Genomic DNA, 22,283 nt, shown 5'->3' on the forward strand with positions numbered 1-22,283 from the left:
AAGGACATGTGGCGCGCCTGCCGTCAAAGCGTCGCAGGAAGCCTGTGTTGGCACGGCAGAACTCTGCCACTATTGGAAGAACCATGCTGTTCTGGGTCATAGCCGCAATTCTCACGCTGGGTGCAAGCCTGGCGGTGCTGCTGCCGCTGGCCGCCAGCTCGAAGGGCGCGTCGTCGAGCGGCGATCACGATCTCGAAGTCTATCGCGACCAGTTGTCCGAGCTTGACCGCGACGCTGCGCGTGGCTTGATCCAGCCGGCGGAAGCTGCCGAAGCGCGCGCCGAGATCGCTCGCCGCATCCTTCGCCTCGACAATGCGGCAACGACGGGCCAGGCGTCCGTCGGCCGAGCCTCGGTCGCGGCAAGGCTGGTGGCAACCGCGGCCGTGCTGGTAGTGCCGCTGGTCAGCTGGGGCCTTTACAGTCAGCTCGGCTCACCCGATTTGCCGTCGCAACCGCTCAGCGAGCGGTTGGCCAAGAACCCGGCCGACAGTTCGGTCGACGAATTGGTGGCGCGGGCCGAAGCCCATCTTGCCGCCAATCCTTCCGATGGCAGGGGCTGGGATGTGCTCGCGCCAGTCTATCTGCGCATGCAACGCTTTTCCGATGCGGCGGCGGCCTATCGCAACGCTATACGCCTCGATGGCGACAGCGCCGTTCGCCAGGCCGGTCTTGGCGAGGCGATCGCCGGTGCGGCAGGCGGCATTGTCTCGGCCGATGCACAGAATGCCTTCGAGGCGGCCTTGAAACTCGACCCGGCCAATGCGAAGGCGAGCTTCTACCTGGCCATAGCGCTGGCGCAGGAGGGCCGCACCAAGGAGGCGGCCACGGCCTGGCAGGCAATGTTGGACAAGCTGCCGCCGGAGTCGCCATGGCGCAGTGCGGTCGAGCAAGCGCTGGCTAGGTCCGGCAGTTCCGCAGTCGCTTCCGGCGGCGCCACCAACGGTCCCGATGCCGGCGATATCGACGCTGCATCCTCGATGTCTCCCGCTGATAGGCAAGCCATGATCAGCACGATGGTCGCGCGCCTCGACGACAAACTGCGGCAAAATCCGCGCGATCCGGAAGGTTGGATGCGGCTCGTTCGTTCCTATGTCGTGCTGGGCAAGGCCGATCTGGCACGTCAGGCGCTCGGTCGCGCCATTGCCGTCTTTGGGGCCGACAGTGACGAAGCGAAAAAAATCACCGCCTTTGCCGCCACGCTTGGTCTGACGGCGACGGAGTAGAGTAAGACATGACGCGCAAACAGAAACGATTGTCGGTGATAGCGGGCGGGTTGGTTTTCCTCGGTGTCGCCACCGGGCTGACCTTCTACGCGCTTGGCCAGAAGGCCTCCTATTTCTACATGCCGGCCGATCTCACAACCGCCAATGTCCAGCCTGGCCAGCGCATCAGGCTGGGCGGGCTGGTCGAAAAGGGCACGATCCAGCGCGGGCAGGGGGCGACGGTCGGCTTTTTGGTCACCGACACGCACAAATCGGTCAAGGTCACCTATACCGGCATCCTGCCCGACCTTTTCCGCGAAGAGCAAGGCGTCATCACCGAAGGCACCTTCGGCCCGGACGGCGTCTTCGTTGCCGACAGCGTGCTGGCCAAGCATGATGAGCGCTATATGCCCAAGGAGGTGGCCGACGGCCTGAAGGCCAAGGGCGTCTGGCAGGAGAGCAAGAGCGAATAGCTCTGGCAGGAGAGCAAAGTGAATTGCAGCCATGGTTGAAACCGGACATTTCGCCTTGGTCCTGGCGTTTGCGCTGTCACTGGTGCAGGCGCTCGTGCCGCTGCTTGGCGCACGCCTGAACAACCAGCGCCTGATGGCGGTCGGTGCGCCAGTCGCGGTGACCGGCTTTGCCCTGACGGCACTGTCCTTCGTGGCGTTGGCGACCGCCTATGCAAGCTCCGATTTCTCGGTGGCGAGCGTGTGGGAAAACTCGCATTCGCTGCAGCCATTGATCTACAAGATCACCGGAACCTGGGGCAATCACGAAGGCTCGATGCTGCTCTGGGTGCTGATCCTGACCTTCTTCGGCGCCCTTGTCGCCGCTTTCGGGTCAAATCTGCCGGCGACGCTGCGCGCCAACGTGCTTGCCGTGCAGGGCGCCATCGGCGCCGCCTTCTTCCTGTTCATCCTGGTGACATCCAATCCGTTCATCCGGCTCAATCCGGCGCCGATCGAGGGCCGCGATCTCAACCCGATCCTGCAGGATCTCGGCCTCGCCATCCACCCGCCCTTCCTCTATCTCGGCTATGTCGGTTTCTCGATCTGCTTTTCCTTTTCGGTCGCCGCCCTCATCGAAGGACGCATCGATGCGTCCTGGGCGCGCTGGGTGCGGCCGTGGACGCTGGTCGCCTGGATGTTCCTGACCGGCGGCATCGCCATGGGATCGTACTGGGCCTACTACGAACTCGGTTGGGGCGGTTTCTGGTTCTGGGATCCGGTCGAGAACGCCTCCTTCATGCCGTGGCTGTCCGGCACTGCGCTGCTCCATTCGGCGATCGTCATGGAAAAGCGGTCGGCGCTGAAGATCTGGACGCTGCTGCTCGCCATCCTGACCTTTTCGCTGTCGCTGCTCGGCACCTTCCTGGTGCGCTCGGGCGTCTTGACTTCGGTGCACGCCTTCGCCACCGATCCGACACGCGGCGTCTTCATCCTGTGCATCCTGACACTGTTCATCGGCGGCTCCCTGGCGCTGTTTGCGTTGCGCGCCTCGCGTCTGACGGCCGGCGGCCTGTTTCATCCGATTTCTCGCGAAGGCGCGCTCGTCCTCAACAATCTGTTCCTGACCACGGCCACCGCGACCGTGCTCGTCGGCACGCTCTATCCGTTGGCCGTCGAGGCCTTTTCCGCCGACAAGATTTCGGTCGGCGCGCCGTTCTTCAACCTCACGTTCGGACCCTTGATGGTGCCGCTGCTGCTGGTGGTTCCGTTCGGGCCGCTGCTGGCCTGGAAGCGCGGCGATGTCTTCGCCGTCGCCCAGCGCTTGATGGTGGCTTTCGCCGCGGCCCTCCTGGCAACGCTGGTCACCGCTTTGTTCATCGACGGCGCGTCGGTGTTTGCGGCCCTGGGCATCGGCCTCGCCGTCTGGCTGATCCTCGGGGCGCTCACCGACCTTGCCGTCAAATCCGGCTTTGGCAATGTCGCGCCGGGGATCGTGGTCAGGCGCCTGCTCGGCTTACCGCGCTCGGTCTTCGGCACCGCCTTCGCTCATCTTGGCCTTGGCCTGACCACGCTCGGCATCGTCGGCACGCTTTGCTTCGGCACCGAGAAGATCCTGTCGATGCATGCCGGCGAGACCGTCGAACTCTCCGGCCATACGGTGCGTTTCGTCGGGCTTTATCCGGCCCAGGGGCCGAACTACAGCGAGGATCGCGGCCGCTTCGAACTGATCGGCGTCGGCGGCGGTCCTGTTGCCGAAATCAGCTCCGCCAAGCGGTTTTATCCTGTGCGGCAGATGACGACGACGGAATCCGGCATCAAGACGATCGGCCTCTCCCAGCTCTACATCTCGCTCGGCGACGAGGGCAATGACGGTTCCGTCGTGGTGCGTCTGTGGTGGAAACCGCTGGTGACGTTGATCTGGGGCGGCGGCCTGGTGATGATGGCGGGCGCGGCGATGTCGCTGATGGACCGGCGCCTGCGCGTCGGCGCGCCGTCGCGGCGGAAAAGACAGGCGAGCGCTGTGACGTCCTTGGGCCTGCCATGAGCGCAAGATTTTCGCTGACCTCGCTTGTCCTGCTGCTGGCGCTGTTTTTCGCCGGCACGGCCCTGGCGGTGAAGCCTGACGAGATGCTGCCCGATCCGGCGCTCGAGGCGCGGGCGCGGGCGCTGTCGGAAGGCCTGCGCTGCATGGTCTGCCAGAACCAGTCGATCGACGAATCCGACGCCGACCTTGCCCGTGACCTGCGCATCCTCGTGCGCCAGCGCCTCGTCGCCGGCGATACCGACCAGCAGGTGATGGATTACGTCGTCTCCCGCTATGGCGAGTTCGTGCTGCTGAAGCCGCGTTTCGATCTGCGCAATGCGTTGCTGTGGGGCACGCCTGTCCTGCTGTTGCTGGTGGGAGGCGTTTTCATCGTGCTGACCGCGCGGTCGCGCCGCACGCTGGCGACAAGATCCCTGTCCGCCGAAGAGCAGGCATCGTTGGATGCCATATTGCGCCGCGATTGACGCCGCCGTCACTGCCAAACATTACCAAAGTTTCATGTGTCGGAAATGGCGCCGTAATGTGCGCTTCTCTAATTCTCTCTTCCCGAGGATGCCGATCGAGCAGCATCCATTTGAAAGAGGATACGAGAACCATGAATATTGCCCCCAATTCATATTCCCTCACCCGCAAGCATCTGCTGGCTGCCGTCGCGTCCATCGCCGTGGCCGGTGCGATCGGCGTCGGCGCGCTGACCAGTGGAACCAGCCCTGTTCTGGCCGACGCCGTGCGCGTCGAGGCGCCGCAGGTGCCGGGCTTCGCCGATGTCGTCGAGCGCGTTTCTCCCGCCGTTGTCAGCGTCAAGGTCAAGGCCAAGATCAGCCCGGCGGCCGATGATGGCTCCGACCAGTCCGACGATCCGGACGGAATGAACAACATGCCCGATAACCCGCAGCTGCGCCGCTTCTTCAAGGAATTCCGCGGCTTTGGCGACCAGAACGGTCAGGACGGTAACAGGCGCTTCAGCCACCGTGACCACAATAACGGCCAGCCGCGGCCGGTTGCGCAGGGATCCGGCTTCTTCATCTCCGATGACGGCTATCTCGTCACCAACAACCACGTCGTTTCGGAAGGCTCGGCCTTCACCGTGGTGATGAATGACGGCAAGGAACTCGACGCCAAGCTGATCGGCACCGACCCACGCACCGATCTCGCCGTGCTCAAGGTCGAGGGTGTCGGCAAGTTCACCTACGTCGACTTCGCCGACGATTCCAAGGTTCGTGTTGGCGACTGGGTGGTGGCCGTCGGCAATCCGTTCGGCCTCGGCGGCACCGTCACCGCCGGCATCGTCTCGGCCCGCGGCCGCGACATTGGCGCCGGCCCCTATGACGACTTCATCCAGATCGATGCGTCGGTCAACCGCGGCAATTCGGGTGGCCCGACCTTCAACCTCAACGGTCAGGTCGTCGGCATCAACACCGCGATCTTCTCGCCGTCCGGCGGCAGCGTTGGCATCGCCTTCGACATTCCCGCTTCGACCGCCAAGCAGGTCGTTCAGGACCTGATGAAGAGTGGTTCGGTGCAGCGCGGCTGGCTCGGCGTCGAAATCCAGCCGGTCACGTCCGACATCGCCGAATCGCTCGGTCTGAAGTCCAACAACGGCGCGCTGGTTTCCAGCGCCCAGGACAATGGCCCCGGCAAGAAGGCCGGCATCACCGCCGGTGACGTGATAACCCAGGTCGACGGCAAGGACGTTGCTTCGCCGAAGGAACTGGCACGCCTGATAGGCGCCTTTTCGCCCGGCAAATCTGTCGACGTCACCGTGTGGCGCGACGGCAAGAGCCAGACGGTCCAGGTCGATCTCGGCACTCTACCCACCAGTGACAAGCAGGCATCTGCCGACCAGCCGCAGCCGCCCGCTCCGGCCAAGCCCGACACTCTGGCCGATCTCGGACTGACCGTCACCAAGTCCGAAAGTGGCAAGGGGCTGGTGGTGACCGACGTCGACCCCGACAGCGATGCCGCAGATCGCGGCATCCAGCCAGGCGACGTCATCACATCAGTCAATTCGACCGAGGTGAACGGCACAGACGATGTCACCAAGGCGATGACCGACGCAGTCAAATCCGGCCGCAAGGCGGTGCTGATGCAGATTACCCGCGACGATACCAATCGTTTCGTCGCACTGCCCGTCGCCAAGGGCTGACGCTGTTCGACTTTTCCGGTGCGGCCGTTTCAAACACCCCCGAGCCGCCGCACGGGAAAGCATGGAGGAGCGCGCGTTAGTCAGTCATCGTGCTCTCCCCCGGCGGCAGCGGGCCTCCCATCGCCCGCTGCCGCACTATCGTCTGAAAGCCTGCTTGTCGTCTGAAAGCGTTTCGGCGGTCTTGGCGCAACCACATCGGGGACAAGGACTTTATCGCACACGGCTTCGGATGATCTTGATCGCGATGGCAAAGGCCACAATGCAGATGTCTGCCACTCAACCTTCCGGCGAAATCGCGTATAACCGTCCCATGAAGATTCTCATCATAGAGGACGATCGCGAGGCCGCGGATTACTTGCAGAAAGCCTTTACCGAGGCCGGTCACACCGCGCATGTCGCCGGTGATGGCGAAACCGGCTTCGCGCTCGCCGATGCCGGCGACTACGACGTGATGGTCATCGACAGGATGATGCCGCGCCGTGATGGCCTGTCGGTCATTGCCGGTCTGAGATCCAGGGGCAACACGACCCCGGTGCTGATCCTGTCGGCGCTGGGCGAGGTCGATGACCGGGTCACCGGCCTGCGCGCCGGCGGCGACGATTACCTGACCAAGCCCTATGCCTTTTCCGAGCTTCTGGCCCGCGTCGAGGTGCTGAACCGCCGCGCCAGCGCCAAGGAAGCCGAAACCGTCTACCGCGTCGGCGATCTCGAACTCGACAGGCTGTCGCATTCGGTCCGTCGCGCGGCGCGCGAGATCACGCTGCAGCCACGTGAATTCCGCCTGCTGGAATATCTGATGCGCCATGCCGGCCAGGTGGTGACGCGCACGATGCTGCTCGAAAATGTCTGGGACTATCATTTCGATCCGCAGACCAATGTCATCGACGTCCATGTCTCGCGGCTGCGCGGCAAGATCGAGAAGGGCTTCGACAAGCCCATCCTGCATACGGTTCGCGGCGCCGGCTATATGCTGAAGAGCAGTTAGCGGCAGCATGGCTCTTTCCGTGCCAGCCATCATGAAGACGACGGCAGCGCGGCTTTCGGCGCTCTACCTCCTGCTCTTCGCGCTCTGCGCGGTGGCGCTCGTCTTCTACATGACCTCCCTGTCGGCGCGCATGCTGACGGGGCAGACCCAGGACACCATCAACGACGAGGTGCTCGGTCTGGCTCGCGCCTATCAACGCGGCGGCCTGCCGGTGTTGGTCCGTGTGGTCGAGGCGCGCTCGCGCCAGCCCGGCGCAAACCTCTATCTGATCGCCGATGCCAACGGCCAGATTCTGACCGGCAATGTGCAGAGCCTTGAACCGGGCGTTCTCGAAACCGAAGGTTGGACCAGCAGCCCGTTCTCCTACCAGCGCTTTGGCGAAGGAGAACTCGAGCGTCTGCGCAATCTGCCCGCCGAGCAGGGTACCAACCAAACCGAGCAGAACGACGCGCAGGCCCAGGGCGAAACGGGCCACAACGCCATTGCGCTGGTGCTGCGGCTGCCAAACCAGATGATCATGCTGGTCGGCCGTGACCTCGGTGAGCCGGAGCGGTTTCGCGCCGTCATCCGTCGCGCCCTGATGCTGGCGCTCGGCATGATGGGGCTTGGCGGGCTGCTGATCTGGTTCTTCGTCGGCCGCGCGGCGCTGAAGCGCATCGACAGTGTGTCGGAGGCCAGCCGCCGCATCATGGGTGGCGACCTGTCCGGCCGGCTGCCGGTGACCGGGACCGGCGACGAGTTCGACCGGCTTTCCGAAAACCTCAATGTGATGCTGGCCAGGATCGCCACGCTCAACGAAGGCTTGAAGCAGGTTTCCGACAACATCGCGCATGATCTGAAGACGCCGCTGACGCGGCTGCGCAACCGGGCAGAAGCGGCGCTTTCGGGTAAGCACAAGACTGCCGACTACCGTCAGGCACTGGAAGGCACCATCGCCGAGTCCGACCAACTGATAAAAACCTTCAATGCCATCCTGATGATCTCCCGGCTGGAGGCTGGCTACTCCTCGGAGAACACCGACCGCGTCGATCTTGCGGGGGCCGTGCGCGATGTCGTCGAACTCTACGAGCCGGTGGCGGAGGAGGCGGGCGTCTCGCTGGAGACAGACGTGCGGGAGACGGTTTTCGTCAACGGTAACCGCGAACTGATCGGCCAGGCGCTGTCGAACATCGTCGACAACGCCATCAAATATTCGACCGACGTCGCTGCTCAGCCGGCTGTGCGCGTAGCCCTTGAGCGAACCGGCACGGATGTTCGGCTGTCGGTCGTCGACAATGGCCACGGCATCCCCGACGATAGCGACCGCGCTCGCGCGACGGAACGTTTCGTGCGGCTGGAAAAGAGCCGTTCGCAGCCGGGTTCCGGTCTTGGCCTCAGCCTCGCTAAGGCCGTCATGACATTCCACAATGGCCGGCTTGATCTCTTGCCTGGCAATCCCGGACTATCCGTGGTCATGAGTTTCCCGGTACGGGAGGATCACTGATGAGCACGGCTGCGAAGCGGGCGGTGGCGCAATGGCTGCTGAAGCCGTCTATCAGCCTTGCTCCACTTGACGAGAACCGTTCGCGGCAAGAACTGGCCGAGATCGCCTCCGCCGCAAACGAGGAAGGGCTGACACGGCTGGCCAGGTTCCTGGCCGGCAAAGGGGAGGGCCAGGATTTCCTGGCAGCCATCTTCGATCTGTCGCCCTTCCTGCGCGACACGGCACGTCGCCGGCCGCGGATGCTCGATGGGCTGTTCGAGCAGACGGTCGAGGATCGGCTGAAGGCGATCGGTGCTGCCATCGACCAGGCGCACCTGGCCGAGGCGGTCTCGGAAGCCGGCCTGATGATGGAACTGCGCCGGTGCAAGGCCGAGGCGCATTTCCTGATCGCGCTAGCCGATCTTGCCGGTGAAGCCGAAACGGCGCTGACGGTGCGGCGGCTGAGCGACCTTGCCGATGCCTGCACCCGCGCCGCCGTCGACTTCCTGCTGCGTGACGCGCATGGCCAGGGCAAGCTCAAACTGCCGGATCTCGACAATCCGTCGAAGCAATCGGGCTGGATTCTGCTCGGCATGGGCAAGCTCGGCGCGCACGAGCTGAATTTCTCCTCGGACATCGATCTTGTGGTTTTCTTCGATCCGGAAGCGCCGGCCGTCGTCGATCCGCTTGACGCCACCGAGCTGTTTTCGCGCCTAACGCGCCGCCTGGTGCGTATCCTGCAGGATCGCACCGAGCACGGTTATGTCTTCCGCACCGATTTGAGGCTGCGCCCTGATCCGGGTTCCACCCCGCTGGCGATTCCGGTCGAGGCCGCACTGCGCTACTATGAGGCGCGCGGTCAGAACTGGGAGCGTGCCGCCATGATCAAAGCGCGTCCGGTGGCCGGCGACCTGGCAGCGGGCGCGGCCTTCCTCAAGGAGCTCCAGCCCTATATCTGGCGCAAATACATGGACTACGCGGCGATTGCCGATGTCCATTCGATCAAACGCCAGATCCACGCCCACAAGGGCCATGGCGAGATCGCGGTCAAGGGCCACAACGTCAAGCTCGGTCGTGGCGGCATCCGCGAGATCGAGTTCTTCGTCCAGACCCAGCAGCTCATCGCCGGCGGCCGCTTCCCGGAACTGCGCGGCCGCGAGACCGTGCCGATGCTCGGCCAGCTTGCGGCGCGCGGCTGGATCACCGCCGATGCGCGCGACGCGCTGGCGCGTCAGTATTGGTTCCTGCGCCGCGTCGAACATGCCGTGCAGATGGTTGCCGACGAGCAGACGCACACGCTGCCGGAAGACGATGAGGGGCTGGAGCGAATCGCCCGTATGTTGGGCTTTGCCGACGCCTCCGCTTTTTCCCAAGCGTTCCGCACTTCGCTGCAGCAGGTCGAACGCCATTACGCGGCTCTTTTCGAAACCGCGCCGGAGCTTTCGACCGGCATCGGCAATTTGGTATTCACCGGCGATGTCGACGATCCCAATACGTTGCAGACCTTGCACGGTCTCGGCTTTCAGCGGCCAAGCGACATCTGCCGCGTCATTCGCGGCTGGCATTTCGGCCGCTATCGCGTCACCCAGTCGGCGGAGGCACGCGAGCGGCTGACGGAACTGACACCGGCGCTGTTGCGGTCCTTTGGCCAGACGCGCCGGGCCGACGAAGCCCTGATGCGCTTCGACGAGTTTCTCGCTGGCCTGCCGGCCGGCATCCAGCTGTTTTCCCTGCTGCAATCCAATCCAGCCCTGTTGAAGCTTCTGGCGACAATCATGGGTGCGGCACCCCGGCTGGCGGCGATCATCACGCGCCGGCCGCATGTTTTCGACGGTTTGCTGGACCCGGCCTTGCTGACGGAGCTGCCGGACCGCGCCTATCTGTCGGCGCGGCTTTCCGCCTTCGTCGAGGGCGACCGGCTGTATGAGGACGTGCTCGACCGGCTGCGCATATTTGCCTCCGAGCAGAAATTCCTGATCGGCGTCAGGCTGCTGGCCGGCTCGATCGACCCTGCGCGCGCCGGCCGCGCCTTTTCCGATCTGGCGGATCTCACCATCGAGGCGGCGCTGCAGGCGGTGACAACCGAATTCGCGGCGCGCCACGGCACGATTGCCGGGGGCTTGGTTTCCCTGCTCGGCTTAGGCAAACTCGGCAGCCGAGAGTTGACCGCCGGATCGGATGTCGACCTGATCCTGCTCTACGACCACGCGCCGGATGCCGAGGAATCCGATGGCGCCAAGCCGCTGGCGCCTTCGCATTACTACACCCGCATGACGCAGCGGCTGATCGCGGCGGTGTCCGCGCCGACGGCGGAGGGGGTGCTCTACGAACTCGACCTGCGCCTGCGGCCATCCGGCAACAAGGGCCCGGTCGCCACCCATATCGATGCCTTCAAGAAATATCAGCGTCAGGAAGCCTGGACGTGGGAACACATGGCGCTGGCACGGGCGCGTACCATTGCCGGCAACCCCAGCCTGTGCAGCGACGTCGAGGCGGAAGTGGCGGCGGTGCTTGGCCAGCCTCGCAACGCCGCAAAGGTGATGGCCGAGGCCTCGGACATGCGCGCCATGATCGAGAAGGAAAAGCCGCCGCGCGACCTTTGGGACATCAAGCTGATCCCCGGTGGCCTCATCGATCTCGAATTCATCGCTCAGGTGGCCGTCATCACCGGGCAGGTCGAGGCTGGGCCGCGTGCGCCGGCCGTGCCAATTGCACGTGCCCCGGCCGCGCCAATGGCACGTGCCCCGGCCGTTGCACGTGCCACCGGCACGGCCGAGATCCTGTCGCGTCTCGCGCCGGGCTTCGCCGATGCCGGGACAAGGCAGGACCTTGGCGACGCCTACTCGCTCTATCTGGCACTGACCCAGATGACGCGGCTGTGCCTCACCGGAGCCTTTGAACGCGACGATGTTCCACCGGGGCTGTCGGATCTGCTTCTGGCGGTGACCGATCTGCCGGATTTCGGTGTGCTGGAAGCACATCTCAAAGAGACGTCGCAAAAGGTCAGGAAAGATTTCGACCTTTTGCTTCGTACGGGATGACCGCGACGAGCGGCTATCTCGGACCGCATCGGGGGTGACGATGCAACAGGAGAAGACCATGAGAAAGACAACCAAACTTGCCCTTGCCTTCGTTGCCTTGGCCGGCGCCGTCGGCACCACGGCCTATGCCGAAAACAATGCCAGCGCAAAAATGCGTGAGGGCACGATGATGCGCCTCAACAAGGCGATGAAGGATTCGAACGGGACCATCAGCTTCGACCAGTTCTCCGACGCCATGAACGCGCGGCTGAAGAAACTCGTCGCCGACAACGGCGGCAAGCTGACCGTCGCCCAGCTCGCCGAGGCGCTGGAGAAGGCGCGCTTCGAGCAGATGGCCAAACGCATCATCGCCCGCTACGACACCAAGGACGACGGCACGCTGACGTCAGACGACATCACCGGTCGGGAGAAGAAAATCTTTGCCATGCTCGACAGGAACAACGACGGCAAGATCGAGAAGAGCGAATTGCCGAAGGGCGGCCGCTTCGGCCGTCACCCTCAATGGAGTGACGACGGCGACAACAGCGATATGCAGTGAGGCTGTCTGTGGCAGGCTCCGGCGGTGTCAGTCGGAGCCTGCTGCTCAGGCCGCGACCCTGATCGCCGGCGAGGCTTTCTTCAACGGAATGCGCACCGATACGATCGTGCCGACACCTTCGGTCGAACGGATCTTCAGCGCGCCACCCTGGAGCTCGGCCAGCGAACGCGAGATGGCTAGGCCAAGGCCGGATCCGGCGTGGCTCTTGGAGAACTGATTCTGCACCTGTTCGAAGGGCCGTCCGAGCTTGCCGAGCGCATCCTTGGGGATGCCGCAACCATTGTCCTCGATCGTCAGCACCAGCGCGCCGGATGTGTTTCGGGCCCTGACCGATATGTGGCCGCCCTGGCCGGTGAATTTCACCGCATTGGACAAAAGGTTGATGACGATCTGCTTGATCGCACGGCGGTCGGCGACCAGCGTCAGCGCGTCGGCGATGCGGGTTTCCATGGTGATGGCCTTTTGCGTCGCCTGCAATGATACGACGCGAACGGTTTCGCTGATCAGCGGGCCGAGATCGATCTCTTCGCGGTCCAGCGAGAACTGGCCAGCCTCGATCTTGGACATATCGAGAATGTCGTTGATGACGCCCAGGAGATATTTACCGCTGCTGTTGATGTCGGTGGCGTATTCCTCGTAGCGCTCCGATCCGAGCGGGCCGAACAGCCCCTGTTCCATGAGTTCGGAGAAGCCGATGATCGCGTTCAGCGGCGTGCGCAACTCATGCGACATGTTGGCCAGGAACTCGGACTTGGCTCGGTTCGCCGCCTCGGCGCGTTCGGTTTCCTTCATATATTTGCGGTTGAGGTCGACCAGTTCGCGCGACCGCTCCTCTTCCGCCCGCCGCGCAAGGCTGAGATCATGGATCGTCGCCATCAGCCGGCGCTCGCTGTCGACCAGCTTCTCCTGGTGCAGCTTGATCTGGGTGATGTCGGAGCCGACCGAGACGATGCCGCCGTCCCGGGTCCTCAGTTCGTTGACCTGCAGCCAGCGGCCGTCGGCCAGCTGCCGCTCGAAAGAGGCGCCGCCTTGCAGGCCGCTGGTGTTGGCAAGCCGCCGTTCGGAGGCAAAGGCCAGCATGCGTTCTTCCAATGCCGCGCGCGCGGTGCCCGGCATCACGTCACGGTCCGAAAGCCCGTTATCCTGCTGATATTTGGAATTGCACATGATCAGGCGCTGCGCCGAATCCCACAGTACGAAGGATTCGTTGATGTTCTCGATCGCTGTTCTGAGGCGAAGGTCGGCCGCTTCGGAACGCAGCGCCAGATGACGCTGTTCGGTGACGTCGACGGCGATGCCGATGAGCTGGATTTCCGGCGCTTCCGGATCGATGACCTGCGCCCGTGCGCGCATCCAGACCCATTGGCCGTCGGCATGCCGCATCCGGAACACCTGGTCGATGTGGTCGATCTCGCGCGCGACGATTCTGTTGGCGAGCTGGAACAGGTCGCCGTCCTCGGGGTGGATGATCTGATCGACCTCGCCGAAGGACAGCATCGTGTCGCAGGGCTTGTAACCGAGCATGTCGTACATCGATCGCGACCAGTACATCTTGCCGCGCACCATATCCCAGTCCCACAGGCCGCAGCGGCCGCGAACCAGTGCCATGTCGATGCGCTGATGCGCTTCGAGATAGATGCGGTCAGCCGCCTGCGCACGTGCCGCCTGGCCGAAATAGGCATAGAGGATGACGATCAGCACGCCGGCCGTCAGCACGAACAGGGTGACGTTCAGCGAAACAGTCTTGCGCCAGGCATCGAAAACCGCGTCCTGCGGCACCAAGGCCGCCGATGCGCCCTTTCCACCATTCGCCAGGCTGACAGCCGCATACCAGTCCCGTCCGTCGATGTTGACTTCCATGACGCCGGCGCGATCGCCGAACATGAACAAGGGCTGGCCGCCCTCGACCAGGCTGTCGAGCGAATGGCCCTGCCATGGCATCGAACGCGGTGTCTCCGCGACGATCTTGAAAGCACTGTCGGTGATGACGAGCACATGGCTGCGGCCCATCGCGCCCTGACGGCTTGTGGTCTCCAGCAGATCCTGGATGGCGCCAGGCACCGTGTCCGAGGTGGTGGCCAGCGAACTGGCCAGTTGGCCCGCCGCCAGCGTCAGGATCGCCTTGGCATTGCGCTCGACATCGTCGCGCTCGTTCATCAGCGATAGCACGCGCAGCGCCGCGATGACGATCAGGAAGGTGATGATGAGGACGGGTATCGATCGGCGCAGCAGCGGCTCGGCGGCCAGAAGCCGTCGGTAGGCCGGTTCGGCGATGAGCCGCGTATTCCCCGCAAGGCCGTCGCCGCGCGTCTCGCGATGCGCAAAAGCCGTCCCTTCGGGCGCGCCCCACGCGTCCGCCTTCGCCATAAATGGCACTCCCCGTATTTGCCTATGCTGCTTGGTGATCCGGCAAACGCCGCACATCCGAATCGTCAGTAAAGAATCAAAGGTGATTCGCCTTGTCCAGTGGTCCGGCCAAAAAAGATTAAAAATCGACTAAAATAATGCTGAAACGGCCTATCTCCCCCACTAGGGTCCCACGAGGGGGAGATCTTTCGCCTCAAGCCAGCGTGCGCTCGACGATATCCCTTAGATCCGCTGACAGGTTTTCGGCGTTGGCGATCGACAGCAGCGCTTCCTTGGCCTTGGCCTGCCGCGAAGGTTCGAGCGAACGCCAGGATCTGAGCGCCGTCGCCAACCTTGCCGCCACCTGCGGGTTGCGTTTTTCGACCTCGAGTACCGTTTGCGAAAAAAACCGGTAGCCTTCGCCGTCGGCCCGGTGGAAGCCGGTCTGGTTGGCGCTGGAGAAGGTGCCGATCAAGGAGCGTACCCGGTTCGGATTGCCCATCGAGAAGGCCGGGTGGCTGGTCAGGGCCCTCACTGTGTCGACGGTTTGCGGCCCCGGAACGCTGGCCTGGATCTGGAACCATTTGTCCATGACCAGCGGGTCGGACCCATAGATCGTCTCGAAAGCCGCCAGCGCCTCGATAGCCTCGGGCGAATCGTGGTGACGATGCGCGAGCACGGCAAGCGCTGCCGCGCGGTCGGTCATGTTGGTCGCGGACTGGAAATGCCCGGCGGCGAGTGCTGCTCCGCCCGGCTGCAGCGACAGATAATCCAGCAGGGTGTTGCGCAAGGCGCGTCGTCCGGCGCTCGCCGCGTCGGGGCTGAACGCTCCCGTGTCGGCGAGGCTGAGGTAGAGGACCGAAAAAGCGTCCCGGCTCGCGGCGCCGATCGCCAGCGCCAGCGCCTCGCGAGCCGCATAGATGGCATCGGGGTCGATATTCCTGCCGATGTCGCGGGCAATGTCGGCTTCGCCCGGCAATGCCAGCGCCAGCGCACGATAGGCCGGCTCCAGCGTCTCGTCGCCGGCGATGCTGCCGGCAAGCTCGGTCAGCCGCGCGGCGAAGTCAGGCTGCTTGCCGCCGAGGATCTCGCGGAAGGCTGATATCAGTGCGTCGGTCAGCAAGGTGTTGAAGGCCTGCCAGCGCGAGAAGGCGTCGCTGTCATGGCGGGCGAGGAAGAACTGGTCATCGGCTTTCTGCTCGACCGACAACGTTACCGGCGCCGAAAAGCCGCGGTTGAGGGACACGGCCGGGCGTTCGGCGACGCCTGAAAACCGCACCATGTGGCGGCGCTTGCGGACATGGATGACGCCGTCCTCGACGCTGGCACCCTCGACGCCGCTATACTCCACCGCCTTGCCGCCGGCGCCGATCAGGCCGAAGGCGAGCGGGATGTGCATCAGCCGCTTGCGGCTTTCGGAAGGCGTCGGCGGTACCGACTGTTCGATTTCGAGCGTGAACTCCCGCGCGGCCGGATTGTAGGTCGAACTGATCGTCAGGTTGGGGGTACCCGCCTGATGATACCAGAGCGCGAACTGCGACAGGTCGCGGCCGGACGCATCCTCGAACACCTTGACGAAATCCTCGATCGTCGCCGCGTCACCGTCGTGCCGCTCGAAATAGAGGTCCATGCCGGCGCGAAAGGCGTCGACCCCGAGAATTGTGCGGATCATGCGCACCACTTCGGAGCCTTTCTCGTAGACCGTCGCCGTGTAGAAATTGTTGATCTCGCGGTAGCGGCGCGGCCGCACCGGATGCGCCAGCGGACCTTGGTCCTCGGGAAACTGGTGGGCACGCAGCGTGCGCACCTCGGCGATGCGCTTGACCGCGCGCGAGCGCTGGTCGGCGGAGAATTCGTGGTCGCGGAAAACCGTCAGACCTTCCTTCAGGCAGAGCTGGAACCAGTCGCGGCAAGTGATTCTGTTGCCTGTCCAATTGTGGAAATACTCATGCGCGATGATCGCCTCGATATTGGCGAAATCGGCGTCCGTCGCGGTCTCCCGATCGGCCAGCACATATTTGTCGTTGAAGATGTTGAGGCCCTTGTTCTCCATCGCGCCCATGTTGAAATCGGACACCGCGACGATGTTGAAGACGTCGAGATCGTATTCCCTGCCGAACGCCTCCTCGTCCCATTTCATCGACCGCTTCAGGGCGTCCATCGCGTAGCCGGCCAGCTTCTCCTTGCCCGGTTCGACATAGATGCCGAGCTCGACGGTGCGGCCGGACAGGGTGACGAAACTGTCGGCGAGCTGGCCGAGATCGCCGGCCACCAGCGCGAACAGGTAGGACGGCTTCGGGAAGGGGTCGTGCCATCTAGCATAGTGCCAGCCGTCGCCGAGATCGCCTCTGTCGAGCGGGTTGCCGTTGGACAAAAGCAGTGGCGCCTCGTCGCGCAGCGCTTCGATCCGCACCGTATAGACGGACAGGATGTCGGGGCGATCGAGGAAATAGGTGATGCGGCGAAAGCCCTCGGCCTCGCACTGCGTGCAGTAGACATTGTTCGAGCGGTAGAGGCCCATGAGGGCTTCATTGGCCGCCGGCGCCAGCTCGGTGTCGATCAGCAACTGGAAGCGATGCGCGGCCGGCGGATTGAGGATGGTCAGCTGGTCCGGGCTCGCCAGAAAATCCGACGGTTTTACTTTCTTGCCATCGATCTCGATGCGCTTGAGCGTCAGGCCGTCACCGTCCAGCACCAATGGTGCCGACGCGGCGACGCCGTCACGTCGCTCGATCGTGAGCAAGGCGATGACGCGCGTTGCGTCTGGCGAAAGGCGGAAGGTGAGGTTGGTTTGCGGAATGAGGTAGTCGTTGGGGCGATAGTCTTCGAGCTTGAAGACCTGGCCGGTGTCCGTGCGCATTCCGTGGGTTTTCCTGTCGATTGCGTTGGCGGCGGATTGTGTCCGCTGGTCCAAGAAATTTGAAGTCCGCGCTCTTTACACGAAACGGCCCCTCGACAAAACTAAGGCAATGCCTATTTCAGGCGTTCTTCTCCCGTCATCATCACGAGGCACTCATGACCGTCGTCACACCGAAATTCGGCATGGGCGCATCCGTGCTGCGGCGCGAGGATGCAGCCTTCATCCAGGGGCAGGGCCGCTATACCGACGACATCCAGCCGGCTGGCGTCCTGCATGGCTATGTCCTGCGCTCGCCGGTCGCCAAGGCCAGTTTCACCATCGGTTCGACCGAAGCGGCGAAGGCGGCACCCGGCGTCCACTTGGTCCTGACCGGCAAGGACCTTGTTCATCTCGGCGATCTGAAATCCGGCGTCATGCAGGAGCAGCCGGATGGCACCACGGCGCCGACGCGCGACATCCCGATCCTGTGCCGTGATCGGGTCCACTATGTCGGCGATGCCGTAGCCTTCGTCGTCGCCGACAGCCGCGCTCTGGCGCAGGATGCCGCCGAACTGATCGATGTCGACTACGACAGCGAAGACGCGGTCTCCGGGACGGCAACGGCTCTTGCCGAAGGCACGCCGCTGGTCTGGCCGGAACTCGGCTCAAACCGCGCCTTCAGCTATCACATGGGCGACAAGAAAAAGACCGAAGCGGCTTTTGCCAAGGCCGCCCATGTCACCCGCATCGAATTCGTCAACAACCGGCTGGTCTGCAACTACATGGAGCCGCGCTCGGCGATCGGCGAGTGGAACGTGGAGGAGAACCGCTTCGTGCTGACCACGGGGTCGCAGGGCGTGCATTCCATGCAGTATATCCTGGCCGGCGTGTTCAAGATCAAGAAGGCCCAGCTGCGCGTCATCACGCCGGACGTCGGCGGCGGTTTCGGACCCAAGAGCTTCGTCTATCGTGAATACCCGCTGGTGCTGGAGGCGGCAAAGCGGCTTGGCCGCCCGGTCAAATGGGCGGGCGACCGCACCGAACACTTCCTGACCGACGCGCAGGGGCGCGACAATGTCGTGACGGCCGAGATGGCGCTGGACAAGAACGGCCGCTTCCTTGGCATGAAGGTGGACCTGCTCGCCAACATCGGCGCCTATATCTCGCAATACGGTCCGTTCATTCCCTATATCGGCGTCACCATGTCGACCGGCGTCTATGATATCCAGGCGCTCGACGTCTCGGTCACCGGTCTCTACACCAACACCTGCCCGGTCGATGCCTATCGCGGCGCCGGCCGTCCGGAAGCAGCGTTCCTGCTGGAAAAGCTGGTCGATGCCTGCGCCCACGATCTCGGCCTGCCCGTCGAAGAGATTCGCCGCCGCAATTTCATTCGGCCGGAACAGTTTCCCTACCGCACCCAAACCGGCCGCCTCTACGACACTGGTGAATTCGAGGGCCATATGGAGCGCGCCATTGAACGGTCCGAATGGAAAGCGTTTCCGCAGCGGCTGGCGCAGTCGAAGGCTGGCGGCAAGATCCGAGGCCTCGGCATGGCGACCTATATCGAGGCCTGCGCCTTTCCGGGCTCGGAGCCGGCCTTTGTCGAACTCAATGGCGATGGCACGGTGACGCTGAAGATCGGCACCCAGACCAACGGGCAGGGGCACGCCACCGCCTATGCGCAGTTCCTGTCGGAAAAGCTCAATCTCGATATCGACAAGATCCATGTCCGGCAGGGCGATACGGACGAATTGAAGGCAGGCGGCGGCACCGGCGGCTCGCGTTCGATCCCGCTGGGGGGTGTATCAGCTTCCCGCGCGGGCGAGGATCTGGCCAACAAGATCAAGCGTATCGCCGCCGACGAGCTGGAGGCCTCAGTCGGTGACATCGAACTGTCTGACGGCGTTGCCCGCATCGTCGGCACCGATCGCTGGATCGATTTTTCCACTATCGCCAAGGCCGCCAAGACGCCCAATGATCTCAAGGGCTTTGGCGAGTTCGTGCAGGACGAATGCACCTACCCGAACGGCACCCATATCTGCGAGGTCGAGATCGACCCGGATACCGGCGCCACCGAGATCGTCCGCTATATCATCGTCGACGATTTCGGCGTCACCGTGAATCCGATCCTGCTCGCCGGCCAGGTGCATGGCGGTGTCGTGCAAGGCATCGGCCAGGCACTGATCGAAGACACGATCTATAGCGAGGATGGACAGCTTTTGACGGCGAGCTTCATGGACTACGCCATGCCACGCGCCGACAATTTCCCGTTCTTCCATTTCGAGACCCGCAACGTGCCTTCGACCACCAATGCGCTCGGCATCAAGGGGGCAGGCGAGGCCGGCACCATCGGCTCGACCCCGGCGGCGCTCAATGCGGTGACCGACGCGCTCTGGCGTGCCTATGGCGTCAAGCACATCGATATGCCGGCGACGCCTGCGCGCATCTGGGCAACGATCCGGGAAGCTATGGGAGCGTGACAGCCAGCCCCGGCAGCCCCTCATCCACGGCCAGCGATCATGCTGGCGGGCACAACACGCTCACCGGCATCATGCTCAAGATCGTGTCGGTGGCGGTCTTCGTCGGCATGCAGACCTGCATCAAGGCCGCGGGCACCGTGCCGGCGGGTCAAATCGTCTTCTTCCGTTCGTTCTTCGCCATCTTCCCGATCATCGCCTTTCTGGCTTTCAGGCGAGAACTTGGCACTGCGTTCACCACCACGCGTCCGCTCAATCACATCGCCCGGGGCCTTGTCGGCGTCTGCGCCATGGGGCTCGGCTTTTTCGCGCTGACCCGGCTGCCGCTGCCGGAAGCGATCACGCTGAACTATGCGCAGCCGCTGCTGGTGGTGGTGTTCAGCTCGATCTTTCTCGGTGAAGCCATCCGCGTCTATCGCTGGAGCGCGGTTGCGGTCGGTCTGGTCGGCGTGCTGATCATCTCCTGGCCTGAACTGACGCTGCTCAGTTCCGATCAGGCGCTCGACGACCAGGAGGTGCTTGGCGTCATTGCCGTCCTGGTCGCCGCGGCGATCTCGGCGGTCGCCATGCTATTGGTGCGCAATCTCGTGCAAAGCGAACGCACCGCGACCATCGTGTTGTGGTTTTCGGTGACCGCGAGCGTCATGTCGCTATTGTCGCTACCGTTCGGCTGGCAGATGCTGACGCCGCTCCAGGCAGCTCTTCTGGTTGCCGCCGGCTTCTGCGGCGGCCTCGGCCAGATCCTGATGACGGCGGCCTATCGCCATGCCGAGGCTTCGGTGGTGGCGCCGTTCGAATACACCTCGATGATCCTTGGCCTGGTCGTCGGCTATCTCGTTTTCGGCGACGTCGCCACGGTTCACATGCTTGTCGGCGGGCTCATTGTCGTTGCCGCCGGGATATTCATCATCTGGCGCGAGCGCCAGCTTGGCCTGGAGCGCACCCGCACGCGCAAGGCATCTTTGCCTGAAGGGTGATTACGACAGCTCGGCCCGCTCCTTCGCCAATCGCACCAGCACCGTCCTCGTCTGCTCATCGGCTGGGAAGAACGATTCAATCGCCAGTTCCGACAAGGTCACGTCGAGCGGCGTACCGAACACGGTGACGGTGCTGATGAACGACAGCACCTGATCGCCGTGGGCAAGCCTGAGCGGGTGCACGATGGCATTCGGCTCGACCGGCGCCGGCCGGCTGCCTTTCAAGCCGGACGGGTAGGTCCGCAGCTCGCGCTCCAGGTCAACCAGCACCGGGTCACCGCTGGCGTCGTTCTGGTGTTTGAGGCGCTCAAGCAGATGCGCCCGCCATTCCTGGAGATTGACGATGCGCGGTGCGATGCCGCCGGGGTGCAGGCTGAGGCGAAGCACGTTGACCGGCGGCTTGAGCAGCGCCTCCTCGCTGACATCGGCAAGGAAGGGAGCGATGGCGGCATTGGCCGAAACCAGGTTCCAGTGGCGGTCGACAGCGAGTGCGGGGAACGGCTCATGCCCCTTGAGCACGATTTCGACCGCCGCCATCGCCGGCGCCAACATCGCGTCGCCAAGCGAGCGCTCGCCGAAGCTGGGGGCAAAGCCGGCGGCGAGAAGCAACTGGTTGCGTTGCCTGAGCGGAATAGAGAGCTGTTCGGCCAGATGCAGCACCATATCGCGCGAGGGTGCGGCCCGTCCGCTCTCGACGAAGCTCAGATGCCGCTGCGAGATCTCAGCCTCCATGGCGAGGTCGAGCTGCGACATGCGCCGGCGCGTGCGCCACTCGCGGATGAGACTGCCAGCGGAGGTTTGGGCTGTTGTCATCAGCGATGACTAGGCCGGAGAGGGGCGCATTTCAATTACCTGCGAGGTTATCGCTGGGTGAGCGCCTGCAATTTCGCCTTCACCTCAAGAAAATCCCGCCACGCCAGTTTCTTGTGCGACGGGGTTCGCAGGAGATACGCGGGATGCAGCGTCGGCATGGCGGGTATGGCGATGCCTGACGCAGTCGTGTGGACGCGCCAGTTGCCGCGCAGCCGCAGGATGCCTTCTGAGGTGTTGAGCAAGGTCTTGGCTGACGGGCCGCCAAGGTTGATCAGCACCTTCGGATTGACCAGTTCGATCTGCCGCTCGATGAACGGCCGGCAGATCTCGGTTTCGTGCGGCGTCGGCGTGCGATTGCCCGGCGGCCGCCAGGGAATGACATTGGCGATATAGACCGAAGTGCGGTCGAGCCCGATCGCCGCCAGTATGCGGTCGAGCAGCCGGCCCGAGCGGCCGACGAAGGGCAAGCCCTCGATATCCTCGTCGCGGCCCGGCGCCTCGCCGACCAGCATCACGGAGGCTTGCGGGTTGCCGTCGGCGAACACCAGGTTCTTGGCGGTGGCCTTGAGATTGCAGCCGTCGAACGCCGCCATGTGCTGGCGGAGCTCGTCCAGGGTCGTTGCCGTCGTTGCCAGCTGGCGGGCACGTGCTGCTTGCGCTTCGTCGGGAACCGTGGCCGACGGTGCGCGCACAACCGGTGGCGCATTTGCTCTCTCTCCGGCTTCGGCGCGAGACATGTCCGTCGAACGCTGCGGAGCGGCGGTGTCGCCCGAAGGCGTCGCCGTCGGCGCTCGTTCCATCGGCTTTGGCGCAACCTCGGCGAACCGGTTCACCGGCTGGTCTTCAAGCGCCTCGTCGACCCCCACGCTGGCATAAAAAGCCAGCAGGTCGGCGATGTCAGGTCTGTTGTTTGGGGAAGCGGCAGTCATGCCAGCACATTCGTCCGCGTGGCGGCAAT

General features: G+C 63.9%; 15 protein-coding genes. 11 read left to right on the top strand and 4 right to left on the bottom strand.

Annotation, left to right across the window (positions count from 1 at the left end; all coding sequences use genetic code 11):
- Positions 1-83 precede the first annotated feature (83 nt).
- The 9 genes from ccmI to NKH19_RS06800 all read left to right on the top strand — a co-directional run bounded on the left by ccmI (position 84) and on the right by NKH19_RS06800 (position 11,870).
- A complete protein-coding gene (ccmI, locus tag NKH19_RS06760; protein WP_352982059.1) occupies positions 84-1,223 on the top strand; it encodes a c-type cytochrome biogenesis protein CcmI in 1,140 nt (379 codons plus the stop codon).
- A gap of 8 nt (positions 1,224-1,231) precedes the next feature.
- Positions 1,232-1,675: a cytochrome c maturation protein CcmE gene (gene ccmE, locus NKH19_RS06765; protein ID WP_352871982.1), complete on the top strand. Its 444-nt coding sequence runs from the start codon at positions 1,232-1,234 to the stop codon at positions 1,673-1,675.
- A 31-nt stretch (positions 1,676-1,706) separates the two neighbouring features.
- Positions 1,707-3,698 (top strand): heme lyase CcmF/NrfE family subunit, encoded by a 1,992-nt coding sequence (locus NKH19_RS06770; protein WP_352871981.1) that lies wholly within the window; start codon positions 1,707-1,709, stop codon positions 3,696-3,698.
- A complete protein-coding gene (locus NKH19_RS06775; RefSeq protein WP_352871980.1) occupies positions 3,695-4,162 on the top strand; it encodes a cytochrome c-type biogenesis protein in 468 nt (155 codons plus the stop codon). Before NKH19_RS06770 ends, NKH19_RS06775 begins: the two co-directional genes overlap by 4 nt.
- A 131-nt stretch (positions 4,163-4,293) precedes the next feature.
- Positions 4,294-5,844: a Do family serine endopeptidase gene (locus NKH19_RS06780; RefSeq protein WP_352871979.1), complete on the top strand. Its 1,551-nt coding sequence runs from the start codon at positions 4,294-4,296 to the stop codon at positions 5,842-5,844.
- A gap of 310 nt (positions 5,845-6,154) precedes the next feature.
- Positions 6,155-6,829, top strand: a complete 675-nt coding sequence (locus NKH19_RS06785) for a response regulator transcription factor (protein WP_352871978.1) — start codon at positions 6,155-6,157, stop codon at positions 6,827-6,829.
- Between the two features lie 7 nt (positions 6,830-6,836).
- Positions 6,837-8,312 (top strand): sensor histidine kinase, encoded by a 1,476-nt coding sequence (locus NKH19_RS06790; protein ID WP_352871977.1) that lies wholly within the window; start codon positions 6,837-6,839, stop codon positions 8,310-8,312.
- A complete protein-coding gene (locus NKH19_RS06795; protein ID WP_352871976.1) occupies positions 8,312-11,332 on the top strand; it encodes a bifunctional [glutamine synthetase] adenylyltransferase/[glutamine synthetase]-adenylyl-L-tyrosine phosphorylase in 3,021 nt (1,006 codons plus the stop codon). The genes NKH19_RS06790 and NKH19_RS06795 overlap by 1 nt, the downstream gene beginning before the upstream one ends.
- Positions 11,333-11,390: 58 nt before the next feature.
- Positions 11,391-11,870: an EF-hand domain-containing protein gene (locus NKH19_RS06800; protein WP_352871975.1), complete on the top strand. Its 480-nt coding sequence runs from the start codon at positions 11,391-11,393 to the stop codon at positions 11,868-11,870.
- 45 nt (positions 11,871-11,915) lie between these two features.
- Here NKH19_RS06800 and NKH19_RS06805 read toward each other — a convergent pair whose 3' ends face one another.
- A complete protein-coding gene (locus tag NKH19_RS06805; RefSeq protein ID WP_352871974.1) occupies positions 11,916-14,237 on the bottom strand; it encodes a PAS domain-containing sensor histidine kinase in 2,322 nt (773 codons plus the stop codon).
- Positions 14,238-14,430: 193 nt separating this feature from the next.
- A complete protein-coding gene (gene pepN / locus NKH19_RS06810; RefSeq protein WP_352871973.1) occupies positions 14,431-17,076 on the bottom strand; it encodes an aminopeptidase N in 2,646 nt (881 codons plus the stop codon).
- A 155-nt stretch (positions 17,077-17,231) separates the two neighbouring features.
- Between pepN and NKH19_RS06815 the strand changes: the two genes are divergently transcribed.
- The gene (locus NKH19_RS06815; RefSeq protein WP_352871972.1) at positions 17,232-19,538 is read left to right on the top strand and encodes a xanthine dehydrogenase family protein molybdopterin-binding subunit; all 2,307 of its coding nucleotides are present in this window, start codon (positions 17,232-17,234) and stop codon (positions 19,536-19,538) included.
- A 71-nt stretch (positions 19,539-19,609) separates the two neighbouring features.
- Positions 19,610-20,512 (top strand): DMT family transporter, encoded by a 903-nt coding sequence (locus NKH19_RS06820; protein WP_352872009.1) that lies wholly within the window; start codon positions 19,610-19,612, stop codon positions 20,510-20,512.
- On the opposite strand, the gene NKH19_RS06825 is transcribed toward NKH19_RS06820, so the two are convergent.
- Both NKH19_RS06825 and NKH19_RS06830 read right to left on the bottom strand, forming a co-directional pair.
- A complete protein-coding gene (locus NKH19_RS06825) occupies positions 20,513-21,325 on the bottom strand; it encodes a helix-turn-helix domain-containing protein (protein ID WP_352871971.1) in 813 nt (270 codons plus the stop codon).
- Positions 21,326-21,372: 47 nt separating this feature from the next.
- Positions 21,373-22,254, bottom strand: coding sequence for a uracil-DNA glycosylase (locus NKH19_RS06830; RefSeq protein ID WP_352871970.1), 882 nt, complete (start codon positions 22,252-22,254; stop codon positions 21,373-21,375).
- Positions 22,255-22,283: the final 29 nt, after the last annotated feature.

This window comes from Mesorhizobium sp. M1338 (genome assembly GCF_040318045.1).
Classification (GTDB): domain Bacteria; phylum Pseudomonadota; class Alphaproteobacteria; order Rhizobiales; family Rhizobiaceae; genus Mesorhizobium.

Bases quoted from the DNA above. Each gene is read 5' to 3' on its own strand.
- pepN (WP_352871973.1), bottom strand. From the start codon at position 17,076: ATGCGCACGGACACCGGCCAGGTCTTCAAGCTCGAAGACTATCGCCCC.
- NKH19_RS06805 (WP_352871974.1), bottom strand. From the start codon at position 14,237: ATGGCGAAGGCGGACGCGTGGGGCGCGCCCGAAGGGACGGCTTTTGCG.
- NKH19_RS06780 (WP_352871979.1), top strand. From the start codon at position 4,294: ATGAATATTGCCCCCAATTCATATTCCCTCACCCGCAAGCATCTGCTG.
- NKH19_RS06815 (WP_352871972.1), top strand. From the start codon at position 17,232: ATGACCGTCGTCACACCGAAATTCGGCATGGGCGCATCCGTGCTGCGG.
- NKH19_RS06825 (WP_352871971.1), bottom strand. From the start codon at position 21,325: ATGACAACAGCCCAAACCTCCGCTGGCAGTCTCATCCGCGAGTGGCGC.
- NKH19_RS06785 (WP_352871978.1), top strand. From the start codon at position 6,155: ATGAAGATTCTCATCATAGAGGACGATCGCGAGGCCGCGGATTACTTG.
- NKH19_RS06775 (WP_352871980.1), top strand. From the start codon at position 3,695: ATGAGCGCAAGATTTTCGCTGACCTCGCTTGTCCTGCTGCTGGCGCTG.
- ccmI (WP_352982059.1), top strand. From the start codon at position 84: ATGCTGTTCTGGGTCATAGCCGCAATTCTCACGCTGGGTGCAAGCCTG.
- NKH19_RS06820 (WP_352872009.1), top strand. From the start codon at position 19,610: ATGCTCAAGATCGTGTCGGTGGCGGTCTTCGTCGGCATGCAGACCTGC.
- NKH19_RS06790 (WP_352871977.1), top strand. From the start codon at position 6,837: ATGGCTCTTTCCGTGCCAGCCATCATGAAGACGACGGCAGCGCGGCTT.
- NKH19_RS06830 (WP_352871970.1), bottom strand. From the start codon at position 22,254: ATGACTGCCGCTTCCCCAAACAACAGACCTGACATCGCCGACCTGCTG.
- ccmE (WP_352871982.1), top strand. From the start codon at position 1,232: ATGACGCGCAAACAGAAACGATTGTCGGTGATAGCGGGCGGGTTGGTT.
- NKH19_RS06800 (WP_352871975.1), top strand. From the start codon at position 11,391: ATGAGAAAGACAACCAAACTTGCCCTTGCCTTCGTTGCCTTGGCCGGC.
- NKH19_RS06795 (WP_352871976.1), top strand. From the start codon at position 8,312: ATGAGCACGGCTGCGAAGCGGGCGGTGGCGCAATGGCTGCTGAAGCCG.
- NKH19_RS06770 (WP_352871981.1), top strand. From the start codon at position 1,707: ATGGTTGAAACCGGACATTTCGCCTTGGTCCTGGCGTTTGCGCTGTCA.